The 15,743-nt window shown below is 55.2% G+C and carries 15 protein-coding genes and 1 riboswitch; of the genes, 1 reads left to right on the forward strand and 14 read right to left on the reverse strand.

What is annotated here, in order from left to right; all coding sequences use genetic code 11:
• The 12 genes from PAT3040_RS20210 to PAT3040_RS20265 all read right to left on the reverse strand — a co-directional run.
• A partial coding sequence (locus PAT3040_RS20210; protein ID WP_219930304.1) for a hypothetical protein occupies positions 1-180 on the reverse strand: 180 nt, incomplete at its 3' end.
• 16 nt (positions 181-196) lie between these two features.
• On the reverse strand, positions 197-1,027 hold the full coding sequence (locus PAT3040_RS20215) for a phosphodiester glycosidase family protein (protein WP_108994143.1): 831 nt from the start codon (positions 1,025-1,027) through the stop codon (positions 197-199).
• A 153-nt stretch (positions 1,028-1,180) separates the two neighbouring features.
• Positions 1,181-2,968: a copper amine oxidase N-terminal domain-containing protein gene (locus PAT3040_RS20220; RefSeq protein WP_087568532.1), complete on the reverse strand. Its 1,788-nt coding sequence runs from the start codon at positions 2,966-2,968 to the stop codon at positions 1,181-1,183.
• A 187-nt stretch (positions 2,969-3,155) separates the two neighbouring features.
• On the reverse strand, positions 3,156-3,860 hold the full coding sequence (locus PAT3040_RS20225; RefSeq protein ID WP_108994144.1) for an adenosylcobinamide amidohydrolase: 705 nt from the start codon (positions 3,858-3,860) through the stop codon (positions 3,156-3,158).
• Complete coding sequence (gene cobD / locus PAT3040_RS20230) at positions 3,857-4,972, reverse strand: threonine-phosphate decarboxylase CobD (protein WP_108994145.1); 1,116 nt, start codon at positions 4,970-4,972, stop codon at positions 3,857-3,859. Before cobD ends, PAT3040_RS20225 begins: the two co-directional genes overlap by 4 nt.
• 33 nt (positions 4,973-5,005) lie before the next feature.
• Positions 5,006-5,818, reverse strand: a complete 813-nt coding sequence (gene cobS / locus PAT3040_RS20235) for an adenosylcobinamide-GDP ribazoletransferase (protein WP_108994146.1) — start codon at positions 5,816-5,818, stop codon at positions 5,006-5,008.
• Positions 5,800-6,777, reverse strand: a complete 978-nt coding sequence (gene cbiB, locus PAT3040_RS20240; RefSeq protein ID WP_108994147.1) for an adenosylcobinamide-phosphate synthase CbiB — start codon at positions 6,775-6,777, stop codon at positions 5,800-5,802. The genes cobS and cbiB overlap by 19 nt, the downstream gene beginning before the upstream one ends.
• The gene (locus PAT3040_RS20245; RefSeq protein ID WP_108994148.1) at positions 6,774-7,406 is read right to left on the reverse strand and encodes a bifunctional adenosylcobinamide kinase/adenosylcobinamide-phosphate guanylyltransferase; all 633 of its coding nucleotides are present in this window, start codon (positions 7,404-7,406) and stop codon (positions 6,774-6,776) included. The genes cbiB and PAT3040_RS20245 overlap by 4 nt, the downstream gene beginning before the upstream one ends.
• Before the next feature lie 13 nt (positions 7,407-7,419).
• Entirely contained in the window at positions 7,420-8,487 is a 1,068-nt protein-coding gene (cobT, locus tag PAT3040_RS20250; RefSeq protein WP_108994149.1) for a nicotinate-nucleotide--dimethylbenzimidazole phosphoribosyltransferase, read from the reverse strand.
• Positions 8,488-8,512: 25 nt separating this feature from the next.
• Positions 8,513-9,346 carry an ABC transporter ATP-binding protein gene (locus PAT3040_RS20255; protein WP_108994150.1) on the reverse strand — a complete coding sequence of 278 codons (834 nt, stop codon included), beginning with the start codon at positions 9,344-9,346 and terminating at the stop codon, positions 8,513-8,515.
• Between the two features lies 1 nt (position 9,347).
• Entirely contained in the window at positions 9,348-10,385 is a 1,038-nt protein-coding gene (locus tag PAT3040_RS20260; protein ID WP_108994151.1) for a FecCD family ABC transporter permease, read from the reverse strand.
• A 4-nt stretch (positions 10,386-10,389) separates the two neighbouring features.
• Positions 10,390-11,379, reverse strand: coding sequence for an ABC transporter substrate-binding protein (locus tag PAT3040_RS20265; protein WP_258235079.1), 990 nt, complete (start codon positions 11,377-11,379; stop codon positions 10,390-10,392).
• Positions 11,380-11,547: 168 nt separating this feature from the next.
• Positions 11,548-11,776: riboswitch (cobalamin riboswitch) on the reverse strand.
• A gap of 184 nt (positions 11,777-11,960) precedes the next feature.
• Here PAT3040_RS20265 and PAT3040_RS20270 point away from each other — a divergent pair.
• On the forward strand, positions 11,961-12,440 hold the full coding sequence (locus PAT3040_RS20270) for a hypothetical protein (protein ID WP_108994152.1): 480 nt from the start codon (positions 11,961-11,963) through the stop codon (positions 12,438-12,440).
• 108 nt (positions 12,441-12,548) lie between these two features.
• On the opposite strand, the gene PAT3040_RS20275 is transcribed toward PAT3040_RS20270, so the two are convergent.
• Positions 12,549-13,259, reverse strand: coding sequence for a sulfite exporter TauE/SafE family protein (locus tag PAT3040_RS20275; RefSeq protein WP_108994153.1), 711 nt, complete (start codon positions 13,257-13,259; stop codon positions 12,549-12,551).
• Positions 13,256-15,538, reverse strand: a complete 2,283-nt coding sequence (locus tag PAT3040_RS20280) for a heavy metal translocating P-type ATPase (RefSeq protein WP_108994154.1) — start codon at positions 15,536-15,538, stop codon at positions 13,256-13,258. Before PAT3040_RS20280 ends, PAT3040_RS20275 begins: the two co-directional genes overlap by 4 nt.
• Positions 15,539-15,743: the final 205 nt, after the last annotated feature.

Consider the following 15,743-nt stretch of genomic DNA (forward strand, 5'->3'; position numbering starts at 1 on the left):
TCTTGGCTCCAGCATAACGATGCGCTTGCCGGCCAGCCACTTCTGCTTCAGCAGCGCCAGCGGCACACGTGTCGTTTTGCCTGCCCCAGGCTCTGCAACCAGCACGGCATTGCGTCCGCGCGCAAGCGAGTCCAGCAGCTCCGGCAGCACTTCGTCGATCGGCAAAGGCCCCATCTCCATCCAACCCTTCCAAGCTTTATTTCATAATACGAATCATCTGAACGACTGGCCGATTGTCCCCCGGCAGCGCCGCTTCTTTGCTGAGCAGCTGCGAGGATCCGTCTCCATCCAGAAAAATGCCGTCGACTAGTCCCTGATCGTCCAGCAGTTCCTTAATCCCGTCCCGGAACGACTCTAATGTGCCAGGCGTTTCGCTCACGATTAAATACAGGAAACCTTTATCGTCATATACGGCGCCGGATCGCAGCCTTAGATCATCCGGAAATGGCGCTGCCTCTGCAAGGGTTTGCGCTTGCCAGCCCGCATCATCGCCAAGCGACATGCTGATTCCGCCTTGCGCCCAGAAGCGCTCGACATCCTTTATCTTCAGCTCCGTGGACTGCCTCACGACCTGAACGCTTAGAGAATCCGATTTTCCGTCCCAAACGAGGGTGCCTCGCGCATATTTCATATTTTCCCAGCCGCTGCCGTAATCACTTTTGGCACCGTTAACCGGATGGCCCCCGACCACGGCTAGACTCATCAGATCCGTCCCGTAAAAGAAGCCGCCGTTAACGCCCGCTTTGCCGGACAACGTGACATTGTTCGAGATTACCTCCAATGTCACGTTCGAAGGTTTCGTCTTGAGGATATGCAGCTTCAAACCATTCGTCGCTTCGGCCGCCAGGTAGGTGTAGCCCGCAACGGAATCCAGCACATTGTTTTTTTGTTCCGACTTCTGATTTAGCGATTGGACGAGCAACATGAAAATGATCGCCGCGACCGCAATGACGGCTATGAACACCGATACGACAATGACGATCTGCTTTCTTCTACTGCCGGGCGGCGTCCCTGCTTCGTGATTCATCAACTTCCTCCTTATAAACCCGAACTAATATTTTAATATGAAGCGCACAAGTTGTCCAGATGAAGATTAGCGCGGAACAGGCATCGCAGCCTTCGAAGGAAGGAAGCGATGCCTGTTCATTGGTGCAGCATATGGCCTTGCCATTACTCGCGCTTATAACGCGCGATCGTCGAGCGGATAGAAGATCAGGTTAATCGGGAATGCCGATCCGGCCGGCGGGCTGAATTCAATATCGAGCGAATCTTCCTTGCCGGTTGTTTTGTGCAGCATAATCATGCCGTCGAAAGCCGTCAATACGCCGGAAGCCGGCACCTTTACAAGCTCTCCGTTAATTTTGAACGGACCTTTGAAGGGACCTCCCTTGGCCAGTATCATGATGGCCATCTTCTGCGGCTTGTCGGAATGGATACGGTACACCGTCCCATAGTTGCCCCAAAGCGTAGCTTCTTCGCCGCGCTGCGGATCGTAGCCCATTTGGAACGGATCGATCTTGCCGTCGCCGATGACAAGTTTAGTCGGTTTCTTCAGGCCGTTCGCGGATAGGTCCACTTTCCAATCAAAACCCGCAATCTGGAATGTCCCGCGAATATGGCCGGTGAAAGGAAGCTTGGTCATATCTAGCATGTTCTTCGACACGGTATCGGCTGTCGCGAATGTAAATTGAACCTCGCCGTCCGTCTCGACATCGTACATCAAATTAACGCCTTGACCGGGATAGAAATCCGGGAACTGCTTGTATACGAAAGTCTCGCCCGGCGGAATCGTCATCGTCTCGGTTTTGGCGTCGTACGCAAGGAAGTCTACCATGGCTTCGCTTCCGATGAGATGCGCGTAGATGGACGGGAACACCTCGCCTTTGTTCGTCGTCAGGATTTTGACGGGTTTATCCGTCTTGTTTGTTGCCATAATGGCGAAACCGACCTTGCTGCCTGTACCATTGAGATGATCCGCGTACAGACGGCCTTTGCCATTAATGACATCCTGATACAGAATGCCTGTTTCCGTAAACGTCTCCGGACTATCGCTAAGCAGCAAGGTCCGCGATTTGTCTTCGGTTACGGTCTTTGCCAAATCCGGCAGGTTGAAATAATGCGCGTACAACGTCTTCCAATCCGTCGCAATGTAACCGCCGATCGGCTTGGTATAGATCGGATATTCGACCTCGTTCATGTAGATTTCGTCTTCAATGACAAGGTGACGGGTGTACGACTTGCTTTTGTTGCCTTTCTGATCCGTAACCGTCAATGTAACGGGATAAGTTCCTGCCTTAAAGAAAACTTCTTCATTGCCTTCCCACTCCATGCGAACGCCTTCCGCATCGGGGTCGTAGCTCAGATTGATGTATTTGACAGGTTCGCCGATCCGGTAGGTTGGTTTGCCGAAAGCGAACTTTGCAACCGGCTTCGAATTGTTCTGGTCCGGGTCATAATTGCCCTCCGGCTTGTTTACGTACAGGACATCGACGCGCCGAAGCTCGTGGTTGTACGTGTAGGTGGCGCCCATGTAATCCGACAACCACGTCAATTTAATAAGCAGCCTTCCGTTCTTGAGCATCGCGACATCATCGAATGGAAACTGGATGCCATTGACCCATGCAAACTTGTTCACCGTGTCCAACAAAATTTCGTGAGACGGCGTCTCCATGACGATCGTCCGCGTAGACTCCTGCCATTCCACCTTCATGCCGAAGGCATCCCCGAGGAATTTGACAGGTACGTATGTACGTCCATTTTTGACGGTCGCGGGCGAATCCAGCGTAACCTGCTCCCCGTTCAGGAAAGCCTCCTGGTTATTCAAATACAAAATGACGTAGCTGGTGCCCGATGTAATAGGCGCGTCCAGCGCCGACACTTGTCCGATTGGCGAAGCAATTAGTGCAGCGGCTATCGTCAGTGCAGCGGCTTTCCGTTTCCAGGTTTGTCTGCGTTGTCCTTGCAGCATCTCCACAACTCCTCTATCTATTCCTGCGCAATGCCATGTATGGTCCGCCAGAAGCGTATGCCGCCCTCTTAAGCCGTCCCTGCGCGCTATCGTATAGACGTTCAGATAATGGAAAAGTTGCAGGGTCATTACAAAAAAAGATCGATTTGTTCAGCATTCCCCTGTCGAATCCGGCTCAAACCTCCCGCTAGGCTTCGCTTTGCGTAGCAACCGCTTCCCATACGGCTTGGTAGACAGCTTCGCCAATCGCGCAGCCGATCGTCGTCGCTACGCCTGCATAAGCATGCGTCTCGCTCCCTCGCTGACTGACGCAGACGGCTATGGCGTCGGTTGTGGTGCCGGTTGCCAGATGCTCCGTCCCCCATTCCTTGATACCTAGCTCTTGCAGCGCGGCGGTCTTCGCTTCCGTTGCCGTGATGATAGCTCCCGCCATCGCAGATTCTGTTAAGCGTCCGTCGATGAAAATCGCTATATTGATCGTCCCCGGATCATAGGCCGAATAAGTCTCGCGTCCATAGCCGGCACGCGCGGCGTTGCGTGTGCCGGCGGTCACGCAGCATACAAGTTTGCACTGATCTCCGTCACGTTCCTGGATGGAGGCATGAGTCAGCTTCGCCGCCGTCATAAATCCAATCGTTCGTGCCGGGTCCTCCCCCGCCAGTTGACATCGTGACTTGAGCTGGGACAATGGATCGCCGCCGCCGTAATCAAGCGGCACCTTCCAGTTTAGCAGCGAATCGGCCTCCGAGAAGCCGCCGGGCAGTATGGCGCTGCTCAGTACATGCAGCCTGACAGTAAACGTTACGCGAAGCAAATCTTCCTCCAGCTCCAGACTCAGCTCTGGCCATATTGCAGGCGAATATCGGGCCATTGTTCGGAAGGGCTGGGTCATGCGGAATCCCCGCTTCCGTCTTTTGCGGCGCCAAGGCATTCCGATAATGCGAGCAGCAGCCGCTCATTCTGCTCCCTAAGCTTAATCGCTACACGAATGTAGCGGTGATCCAGACCCTGAAAGCGGGAAGCATCGCGAATGAGGACGCCGCGCCGTCCCATCTCCAATTGCAGCTGACTTGCGCTAAGCCGAAGCCGGGAGCTTTCCGGCAAACGGAGCAGCAAATAGTTTGCTTCGCTCGGCGTGACTTGCATGTCCATGCGTCTAAGCTCATCGGTTAACCACTTTCGTTCGGTCACCAGCCATTGCCTGCTTCTCGCCTCAAATTCTGCGTCCATTAATGCCGCTTCTCCGATCTGCTGCGCCAGCGAATTGACGCTCCACGGAACTTGGAGCTTGCGCAGTCGAGAGATTGTCGAAGGTTTTCCAACGGCATACCCTAACCGTATGCCCGGCACCGAATAGAACTTCGTCATGGAGCGAATGACGATAAAACGTTCATGCTGCACAGCTGCTTGCACAAGCGTGACCTTTCCTTCGTCCGGGACGAAGGAAAGGAAGGCTTCATCCAACACGACATATGCGCCGCTGTCCAGCAGCCTGTAAATCAGGCCGGAATCTACCAGCCTCCCCGTCGGGTTATTTGGCGAACCTAACATATATAAGTCGGCGCCGGAGCGCTCTATTGCCGCCCCGATCTCTGCTTCGCCCAATTCGAACGCTTTGGCCGCATCCAATGGAATGGGATAGATCTCTCCGCCCAACTTGCGAACGGCATCCCCGTATTCGTCGAAGCAAGGCATTGCAAGCGCGGTTATTCCCGGCCGAATCGCTCTTACGGCAAGATCGATAATCTCTGCCGCTCCATTGCCGACAAGAATCGCATTCTCCGGTATGCCGTGTCTGTTCGCAAGCGTCTTCTTTAATGCCCGAGAAGCCGGGTCCGGATAAGCATGAATATGTTCCAGGTATCCTGCAAGTACATTCCTTATCGACGGCGGCGGTCCCAGCGGATTCATATTCGAGCTGAAGTCGTCGAAGGATTCCGCGCTTCTGCCGAACACTTCCGAGGCCGTCCTCAGATCGCCTCCGTGTCCATACCTCTCTAACATGCCTGCACCTCCCGAATTCCAATGATCGTTTGCTTATAGCCAAAGTCGTACGCCGATGACAGCCAGGAGCAGGATCGCCGCTTCGACCGCCTCGTTTATCGCTCCATAAGTATCGCCGGTCAAACCTCCAAGCTTGCGGGCCAACCAGCCGCCAAATCCCCAGACAATTAACGACATAAATAATGATGCGACGATCGAAATCGATAATGAATTTATTTCATTAACCCCATTAACATTTAATATAATGTAACAAAATACGACAGATAAAACATAATTAACGGCCGTCCATCGTTTATTAACCCCATTAAACAATGGACCCAAACCTTCCGTTTTACGTGCTGGCGGCCAGCCGACAATCGCCAAAGCCATCGCGGTTCTTCCATAACAGGAAGCAGCAATCAGTGCGGGCAACAAAGCGGTTATCCCATAACCCATCAGTTCAACCAGCAGCGATGCTTTGAGCATGAGAAGCAGAATTGCCGCCGCCGCTCCCATCGCGCCAACCCGACTGTCCTTCATAATATCCAGCATTCGCTCGCGGGAACGATGGCTCAGTACGCCGTCTGCCGTATCCATCCAGCCATCGAGATGAAGTCCCCCGCTTAGTCCGAGCCAAACGGCTAATGTAAGAATCGATGCTGGCCAGAGCGGCAACACGAATGATAGCAACCATGCCAATCCTGCCGTCAAAACACCAATAGCCAGACCAGCCAATGGAAAGTAAGCCACGCTCCGCGCCAAAACACGCGGCTCGAAAGGCACGACAACGGGTATAGGCAATCTGGTGAGAAATTGGATGGCCGCAATGGCCGCGAACCATTCTTCCTTCAACGAACGACGAACCATGTCAGCACCACCCCTATTCCAACCATACAACTAACGACATATAACAACCTGATGACGGAGCGGGTATCTTCAATAGAAATCGGCCGCAACGGATAACCCATTCTCGCCCGTTCGCTGACCGTGCCAAAGTATACATTGCGTCCCCCAAGCTCGATTCCGAGCGCGCCGGCAGTTGCCGATTCCGGAATGCCGCTGTTCGGGCTCGGATGACGGCGGGCGAAAACCCATATGCTTGTCAATGCTCTCCATGGATTCATTCCCGGCAGAATAGCTGCCGCGATAATCATGCAGAGGCCGGTTACTCTGGCCGGTATAAGATTGAGAAGATCATCCATTCGGGCGGAACACCATCCGTAATAACGATAACGGTCATTGCGGTAACCAACCATAGAGTCGAGCGTGTTAACGCCACGATACAACATGGCCAATGGCGCGCCTCCCAATAGTGCGAACAAAATGGGCGAAACGAACGCATCAACCGTATTTTCCGATACGGTCTCGACTGTCGCCCGCGTCACTTCCCGTTCATCGAGACTGGAAGTATCCCTGCCGACGATGTAGCCGACATAACGGCGAGCCTCCGGCAGATCGCCATTGGCAAGCGGTGTATAGACAAGCATTGCCGCATCTTTCAGCCCTTTGACCGCAATCGTCGTCGAGATCAGCCAAGCCGAAACCGCATAACCAAGCCAAAGATGAATGAAGTCGGCGATTGCGACTATTCCCCATACCGTCCCCATGCAGAGCAGCATAGTAGAAACTGTAAGCAGGCAACCTAATGATCGCCCCGCGAAGGGATGTTTCCGATGCCGATCCGTCAATAGCCGCTTCTCGATCCAGCGTATCCATCGCCCTATCCAGATAACGGGATGCGTCGGCCAACGGGGATCGCCGATGATCCAGTCAATAACGATGGCCGCAGCCGATAACAGCAGGAGCTCCTGAAAGCTGTAGATCATATATCCTCTTCGATGCGGAACGCGATGGAGCGAAGATCAACCGGGATGCCGGACGTCACGAGAAAAACGCGTTCGGACACGGCTGCTGCGCGTTGATTTAATCGCCCTGCTTCGTCGCGGAATCGACGCCCGAGCGGATAGCTGGGTACTATTCCGTCGCCGACCTCGTTGGTGACCAGGAGCAGGGGCAAGGGGAACGCGGAGATGGCGGCGATCAGCTTGTCGATTTCCACGGATAGCTGTACAGACGGGTCCTCCTCTTCCCTCAGGAGATGATTGGTCAGCCATAATGTCAAACAATCTACAAGGACAACGGGACCACGCAATTTGTCGCTTATCGAATTCGGACGGGAATGATGGGGCTCTAATTGGAGGCTACCATTAGAATGGCTATTGTCCGTGTAAGCTTGCAGCCATTCCGCTAGCTTGAAAGGTTCTTCGACTGTTGTCCACGTTATCCCGGCCTGTTTCTCGCGATCGAGGCGATGCTGCCGGATTCGATCCGCCATTTCGTCGTCAAAAGCTTGTCCTGTCGCCACGTAGATGCCTTCCTTGCCGATGGAGCGGGCGTAACGCTCCGCGAACGCGCTTTTGCCGCTGCGCGCTCCTCCCGTTATAAGAACGGCCATACTTCGTTTCCTCCTATCCTTTCGAGACGCCCGCGCTGTCGAACGTCGCCATCTCCGTCATTAATTGAAGAGCTGCGTCGATCAAGTGGAAGCTAAGCACAGCTCCCGTTCCTTCACCCAAACGCATCTCAAGATGAATGATCGGAGACAGACCGATCACCTCCAGCAAAGCACCATGCGCGTGTTCATGCGACAAATGGGACGCCAACATATAAGGCAACGCTCCTGGTGCCAACCGCGCAACTGCCAATGCCGCGGCAGACGAAATGTACCCGTCGATCACGACGGGACAACGGTTCGCCGCGGCCCCTATCATAACGCCCGCCAGTCCGGCGATCTCCGCGCCGCCCACTTTAGCCAAAACATCGACGGGGTCGCCCGGATTTGGCTCATTTACCGCGATGGCCTTGCGTACGACTTCGATCTTGCGCATCAGAGCTTCATCTCCGGTACCCGTCCCTCTGCCGACGGCCAGCTCCGCAGACAAACCGCCCAGCACGGATGCGATTGCCGCGCTTGCAGTCGTGTTGCCGATTCCCATCTCTCCGGTAGCGAACAGGGCGATGCCTTGCTTTGCCTTCTCTTCGGCGATATTAATGCCTGCCACAATGGCCTGAAGTGTCTGTTCTCGGCTCATTGCCGCGCCTTTCGCCATATTGGCGGTTCCATAAACAACTTTACGCGATATCAAATCCGGATGAGACAGCTCTGCCGCTACCCCCATATCTACGCAGACCACCTCCGCGCCGGCCTGGCGGGCTAATACGTTCACTGCCGCGCCTCCGTGCAGGAAGTTCATGACCATCTGCGGCGTTACGGCGGATGGAAACGCGCTGACCCCTTCCTCGCATACGCCATGATCGCCGGCCATCACGATAACCGCTCGCCGCGACAGGTCCGGCCACAGCTTGCCGCTTATGCCAGCCAGCCTAGCCGCCATTTCCTCCAGCTTGCCCAAGCTGCCGGGAGGCTTCGTCAATTGATCCGAATGTCGCCGTGCCCGTTCTGCGGCATCCGTGTCATATGCAGGAATAGACATGATGACGTCCTTCAACTTCTGCTCCAATTCCTCGATTGCCATTATGATACTTCCTCCTTGATAGCGGCTAAAGACGTCTTACATGCGCTTCTAAACTTCTGGATAATAGTCCGTTAGATTTTATCACGCCAGGAGCGAGCATAACCTGAGGAACGTCCAGCTCGGGATGACGAATAATCGTCGCTCGCGTCTCATACATCGTCTCGATGAGATCAGGCTGCAAAACGGCATCCGGCACGCCTCTCGCCAGCACTTTGCCTTCATGCAAAGCAATAAGCTCGTCCGCATACATCGCCGCCAAATTCAGATCATGCAAAACGGCAATAACGAGCAGCCCTTCGCTCTTTTGCCAAGCACGCACATTGTCCAGCAATTGTAACTGATACCCGATATCTAGGTACGTCGTAGGTTCGTCGAGCAGCAAAATCCGAGGCTGCTGCACCATCAGCTTGGCAAGCGCAACGCGCTGACGTTCGCCTCCGCTTAACTGATGCAAGCGACGATGCTGCAGCCCGGTCAACCCCATCGACTCCAACGCTTCATTAATTAATGGCTCCGGATCGACGGACTCGCCTCCAAGCCAGCTCTGATATGGAAATCGGCCCATCCGCACAATCTCTTTTACGGTAAAACCAACCGGCGCCAAGCCGCCTTGCTGCAGAACCGCAACGTCACGAGCAAGCTCCTTGCGCGGAATAGCGCTAATGTCGCGTCCGTCCAACCGCGCTTCGCCTTGCTCCGGCTTCTCGATCCCGGACAGCAGCTTGAGCAGCGTCGACTTGCCAACGCCGTTAGGCCCAATAATGCCGTAGAATCGCCCCGGTTTAAAGCTCTCGTTTATATTTTGCAAGATTCGTTTGCCTGGCACGGAATAGGAGATGTTACATAGCGAAAGCTCCATCCTACTCCTCTCCTCTCTGATCCTTCATCCGGCGATGCAGCAAGTAAGCAAAAAAGGGCGCGCCGACCAGCGCCGTAACGACTCCGAGCGGCAGTTCCTTTGGACTAAGCGCCGTCCTGGCCAGCGTATCCGCCCACAGTAGAAAAATACCGCCGGCAATAGCCGACAAAGGAGTGATGTACCGATAATCCGGTCCGACGATTAGCCGGATCATATGCGGCACAACGAGACCTACAAAACCGATTACGCCGGAGACGGACACCGCGGCTGCCGTTAGCAGCGTGGACGCGACCAACACGATCAGCTTGGTTCGTTCGACCCGCACGCCAAGATGGGCGGCCTGCCTTTCTCCGAGTACAAATAAATTCATCGTGCCGCTGTATGCGATCAATATGACCAGCCCGATCAATAGAAACGGAAGCAGCATCGTCACATGCTCCCATCCTCGCATCGCGAGCGAGCCCATGATCCAGAACAGGATTTGATTGACGACGCCCTCCGACATCGACACCATCAGCGAAACGAAAGCGCCAAGAAACGATTGCAGAATGACTCCGGACAAAATAAGCGTCTGGATTTGCATCACGCCATTGGAACGCGATAAGGCGATTACGCCCAGCAGGGTCGCAATTCCCGTCAGGAAAGCGACAATCGGAATCGTCCAGACGCCAATGGCCAGCTGGAAACCGAATAAAATCAAGAAAGCCGCGCCAACCGAGCTCCCCGACGCCACGCCAAGCGTGTACGGATCTGCTAGCGGGTTGCGAAGCACGCCTTGAAAGCCCGTGCCCGCAAGCGCAAGACAAGCGCCGACTAGCACGGCTAGCAGCACGCGCGACAGTCTGACCTGCATGACGATCGCCACCTCGCCGCGGGACCAGATCGTATCCGCGTCCGGCATCCAGGGCAGCTGATGGAGCAAGATGCCCCATACGTCCGCGAAAGACAGCCCAGCGGAGCCCATAGACAAACTGGCAGTGATAGAAACAGCAAGAAGGAGCATAGCTGCTCCTCCATAACCGATTAATGTTCTGTTCATGTGCTTATTTTATAAGCTCGGGATGAATAGCCTTGGCCAGCTCCAGCAAGGAGTCGGCCAGGCGCGGACCCACGCGTACGAGGGGATCGTTCGCGACGGCGATGATGGCATCGTTTTTCACGGCGTCAAGCTCAGACCAGCCTGGGCGCGCCACGATATCCGCTTCAGTCGGGCTTCCTTCTCCGTATTCAGGATAGATAATAATTTGAGGATTCTGCGTAATGACTTCCTCGACGTTTACCTCGAACCACCCTGGCTGCGAAGCAGCGACATTTGTGCCGCCGGCCAGCGTAATCATAGCGTCCAGAAACTCGCCGGAGCCGACCGTCCAGCCTGGGCTAATCTCCAGGTAAACCTTTTTCTTTTCGGCATCCTTCACCGCGTTCGTCACTTGGGCAAGCGTTGAGCGCATTTTATCAGCCGCTTCCGCAGCGGCAGTATTCATATTCATTATTTTACCAAGATCCTCGAGTTTGGCAACGACTTCTTCGTAAGACTTCGGATCCGTTACGTATACGGGAATATCCAGTTCGCGGAGCTTCGTAATGGCATCGCCGTTCATAGAAGCAGCCAGGACGAGATCCGGATTCAGCGCGGCAACGGCTTCGATATTCGTTATATAATCGCCGACCTGCGGCAATCCCTTCACTTCCTCCGGATAATTGCTGTTGCTGTCGACGCCAACGACCGTTTCGCCGCCGCCGATGGCAAAGATGGATTCCGTCTCGCTAGGGGCGATCGATACGACAGCAGTCGGCGCTTTGTCAAATACAAGCTCCGTCCCGGTAACGTCGACTATCGTCAGCGGATAAACCGTCTCTTCGGCTGTCGCTTCCGTCTCTTGCGGTTGTGTCGACGCCGTTGGCGATGGTTCGGCCGATGCGCCTCCCGTCGATTTGTCATTGTTGCCCGAACATGCCGCAAGCGTCAGCATAAGGACGATCATCAGCAAGCTAAGCCAGGATTGCGAGCTCCATACTTTTTTTTGTTTCAAGGTTGGTTCCCCACTCTCTCTTCATCTTAGACCCGTTTCACAGTTCATGATTTCAGCGAAATTAACAACAAAAAAGCACTTCCAGCACATGTGCCGGAAATGCTCGCGTATACCCGCCAATTCGGCCGGATATTGCCCCATCCAACACCAGCCTAATTCCGCGTAGGCAACGGCGTAAAGATACAGGCTGGTATCCTGGCTTGGAAGTTGAGTCGGCATGTTCTATCGAACGGAATGTTCGATGTTTTCATGCTGCCGCGCTCGGAGACCATGCAAACAATCTATGCAGGCTCCCTTCCTTACAGTGGCGGGTCCGCGCCGGATTTCAACCGGCTTCCCCAATTAAGTCAAGGCTCAACCGCGCGGGACGCTGGGCAGCGGCCTTGCGGTAAAGCTTGACGCCTCTATCATTGCTATTCAACTTGGTCAGTAGTAACTATACACTTGCTCCCCACATTTGTCCATCGTATATCCGTATTTTTAATGCCTGATTCGCATAACGGGTGCACGTCCCTGCATACGAGTAAGAAACGGGAATCTGCTCCGGAACCCGGCGGTACATGTTTGAAGGAGGTAATCGATTGTCTAAAACCGAGCTTACGAATACAACCGGGCAGAAAACAGCAGGATCGTCAAACCGATGGAAATATATGCTTTGGGCAGCAGCCATTTTATTAATAGCTATTGTCATCTATTTGACCACGCTCTCGTTGTCTGCCGGCGCTGCCGATTCCGCTACAACGCTGCATGATCGGCCCGATGTGCAAATCGAGTGGTCCATCGAACAATATCCGGCCGTCGTACTTCAACCGAACCCTTTTGTACTCGTCTTGCGCGACGACTTCGGCGAGCCTCTAACGGATTCCGTTATTAACGTAAAGCTGGAAATGCTGAATATGTTATGCGGCGATTATTTATTCGACTTGCAGGAAACATCCCCCGGTCAATACGAAGGAGACGGCATGCCGCTTATGGCTGGCCTATGGCGTGCGACCGCAGTTATAGAGCCTGCTAACGGCGATCCTTTTACAATCTCCAGAACTTTGAAGGCAATATATTAATGTTATTAATATTTAATCACGGTAACTTGTCCAGCTATCTGATGCTGCTTTATGCGATGACGTCCTGCCTTGCACCATAAGTTGTTCGTATTCGCATTCGCCGGCGGATTACCACAACCAAGGCGAGATCGACGGAATCCATCCGTTTACCGCCAGCCCTCTGAGAATCGCGACAACGCCGACCGCAGCTGCCGTGACGACGCCTGCCCTGCGCATAAAACGCCGCCAGCGACGGTTCGCGAATGCCGCGATGGATGCGGCTGCAGCCAACGCAGGGAAGGTGCCAAGTCCGAACAGCATCATGATCAAAGCGCCTTCCAGCATCGAGCCTGATGCCGCTGCATTCATCCCCATGGCATAAGTTAAGCCGCAAGGCAAAAAACCAAAGGCGATGCCCGTCGCGATCACGTGCATGGAGTCGCTGGTGCGACTCGGGCGCGCAACGGTTTCTCCATCCGCCGAAGCTCCCCCGCCCGCCAAACCTCGATGAAGCATGCCGGACAGCCTGCCCATAAGCGGAAGTTGAAATCTGCGCCAAAGCCAGAGAAGCACGAACACGCCTCCGATGATGGAGGCCAGCCCCCGCACGCCAGCCAGGTCGCCCGCAACATCGACGAACGAACCTACGGCACCCATCATTGCGCCCATTGCGCTATAAGACAAAATCCGTCCCGCGTTGTACAACAACATCGACCTCGTCGCCGTCAATCCCGAATGCAGCGATACCGACGATACGATGCCGCCGCACATGCCGATGCAATGCGGAGCGCTGAACAATCCCGTTAGCAGCACAAGTCCGGCCGTCTGCAAGGTGATCATCCTTGCAATCCTCTTGCTTCCGTCATGCCCAGCCCTCCCCGCAGGCGCAGCGCATTGCCGACTACCGATACCGAGCTAAGCGCCATCGCGGTTCCGGCCATCCATGGCTGTAACATGCCCATCGCGGCGAAGGGGATAATGAAGGCGTTATAAAGCAGCGCGAAAGCCAGATTTTGCCGAATATTGCGCAAGGTTTGTCGGCTGATCCGTATGGCCTCCGGTATGGCGGGCAGCCTCGAAAACAGCAGCGTCATATGGCCGGCAGCCAGCGCGCCTTCCGTCCCGTCTCCCATCGCGATTCCGACATCCGCGGCAGCCAGCGCCGGCGCGTCGTTCCAGCCGTCTCCGGCAAAAGCAGCCTTTGCGCCGCGAGACTTCAAGCTCTCGATATAAGTAAGCTTGTCTTCCGGAAGCATGGACGACCTTACATCGCGGATGCCAAGCGTCGATGCCGCGGCTCTCGCAGGGGCTTCATGATCTCCGGTCGCGATCATCGGTTCGACGCCGAGCTTGCGAAGGTCCTTGACTGTCTGTGCCGCGTCGATTTTCAAACGATCCGAATAGCCGACGATACCGATACATTCCCCTTCCTTCATCGCATACAGCACCGTCTCCCCAAGCCGCTCTCGCAGCTTGGCCGCCTGCCCGGCAGCAGCTCCAATGCGGTATCCTTCGCGTTCGATATGCCTCAGATTGCCGTACGTGTAAGTAATGCCATGTATCCGTCCCTTCACGCCTCCGGCGACGGTCGTCACAATCCCCTCCGCTGCCGTGACTTTCATGCCGAGCCTTCGCGCTTCCTCCCGCAACGCCTCGGCCAAGGGATGGCGGGATTCCGCTTCCAAGGCTGCGGTCACTCGCAGCAAAGCTGATTGGCCCATCGAAAATGACTGAATATGCTTTACCTTCGGCTTGCCCTCCGTCAACGTTCCCGTCTTGTCGAGAACGATTGTCCGAATCGCGGCAAGCCGCTCCAGCACGCTCGCTTCCTTTGCGATGATGCCACGCTTCGCAAGTCTGCCCGATGCGATGGCGAGCGAGATTGGTGCCGCCAGTCCCAGCGCGCAAGGACAAGCCGCGAGCAGGACTGCAATGGCGCAAGTCGCCGCATGCCCCCAATCGCCGGGCTTCAGCCATAATCCCCATAACAATAAACTCAAGGCAGCCACCATAAGCATCATCGGAACGAACCAGCCAGCAGCCGCGTCTACCTGGGATTGTATGCTCGACTTGGAGCGCTGCCCTTGTCTGACCAGCTCCGCAATTCGGCTTACCATCGTATCGTGACCGGCCGCCTTGGTCTGGATCCGCAGCGTGCCGTATACATTCATTGTCCCCGCCCATACATCGTCACCGGGCAGCTTCGCCGCGCCTAGACTTTCGCCGGTCAGCAACGACTCATCCACCATGGATTCGCCGCTTGCGACCGTACCGTCCACCGGAATCAGATCGCCGCCGTTCGCGATGACGATCTCTCCTTCGCGGACGAATTCCGTCCGGATCTCGACGATCTCCCCTTCTCTCTCCACTTTCGCCGTGCCGCTCTGAAGTTGTCCGAAACCGAACGATTCGTCGTACGTGCGCAGCGAGGCGTTTGTCTCGATCAGCTTGCCGAGGAGAATGGCCGTTATGACGACCGCCGACGTCTCAAAATAAAGCGGAGCCGCATGATGCGGCCAATCCGCCGAATGAACAAGGCCCTCCGAAAATACGACGTAATGGCTGTACAGATAAGCCGCCGTCGTGCCGAGCGCAACAAGGACATCCATATTGGCGCTGCGCTGCCTGATGGCATGGTAAGCGCCGAAGTAAAACGGCATCCCGATGACGAACTGGATCAGCGTAGCGAGAATCAACTGCAGCCAAGGCTGGTGAAGCCATAAAGGCAGCAATCCCGCAAACGGCTGCAGGAGGGGAATATGCTGCAGCATCGAAGCCAGCAGCGGCAGCGTGAGCAGCGCCGAAGCGATAAAGCGGATAAGCAATGCGGTACGTTCCTTGCGCAGCCCTCGTCCCGCCGACTCCGTCGTCATAGCGGTAAATCCGAGAGTATTGATTTTACGCTCGACCTCCTCGCGCGAAACCTTGCCGGCATCCATCTGCACCCACGCTGTACGAAGCGGGAAGCTGACCGCCGCTTCATGGATTCCTTCCATTCGGCCAACCGCACGTTCAATTCTGGCCGCGCAGGCCGCGCAGCTCATCCCTTGTATCGTAAAATCCAGCTCCGTCACGACTCCGTCGCGACCGGCCTCCTCGAAAGCTACGCTTCTCTTCATCCTCCATCGACTCCGATCCGCAGGGACTGACGGCTCGTCTCCAACAGGCTGGCGCCAGCGGAACGGGCTCGTACTTCTGCCCTAAACTATATGCAGAAGAACAAAAAAGATGATTCCCGCTTCCTGCCGGGAATCATCTGCTGTTTGAACCGCTTCTTTCGACTTCCCTTAATCCCGCTCATAGATGGAGCCCGAGCGGCTGGCG

The sequence above is a fragment of the Paenibacillus agaridevorans genome, assembly GCF_003112455.1.
In the GTDB taxonomy this organism is placed as follows: domain Bacteria; phylum Bacillota; class Bacilli; order Paenibacillales; family Paenibacillaceae; genus Pristimantibacillus; species Pristimantibacillus agaridevorans.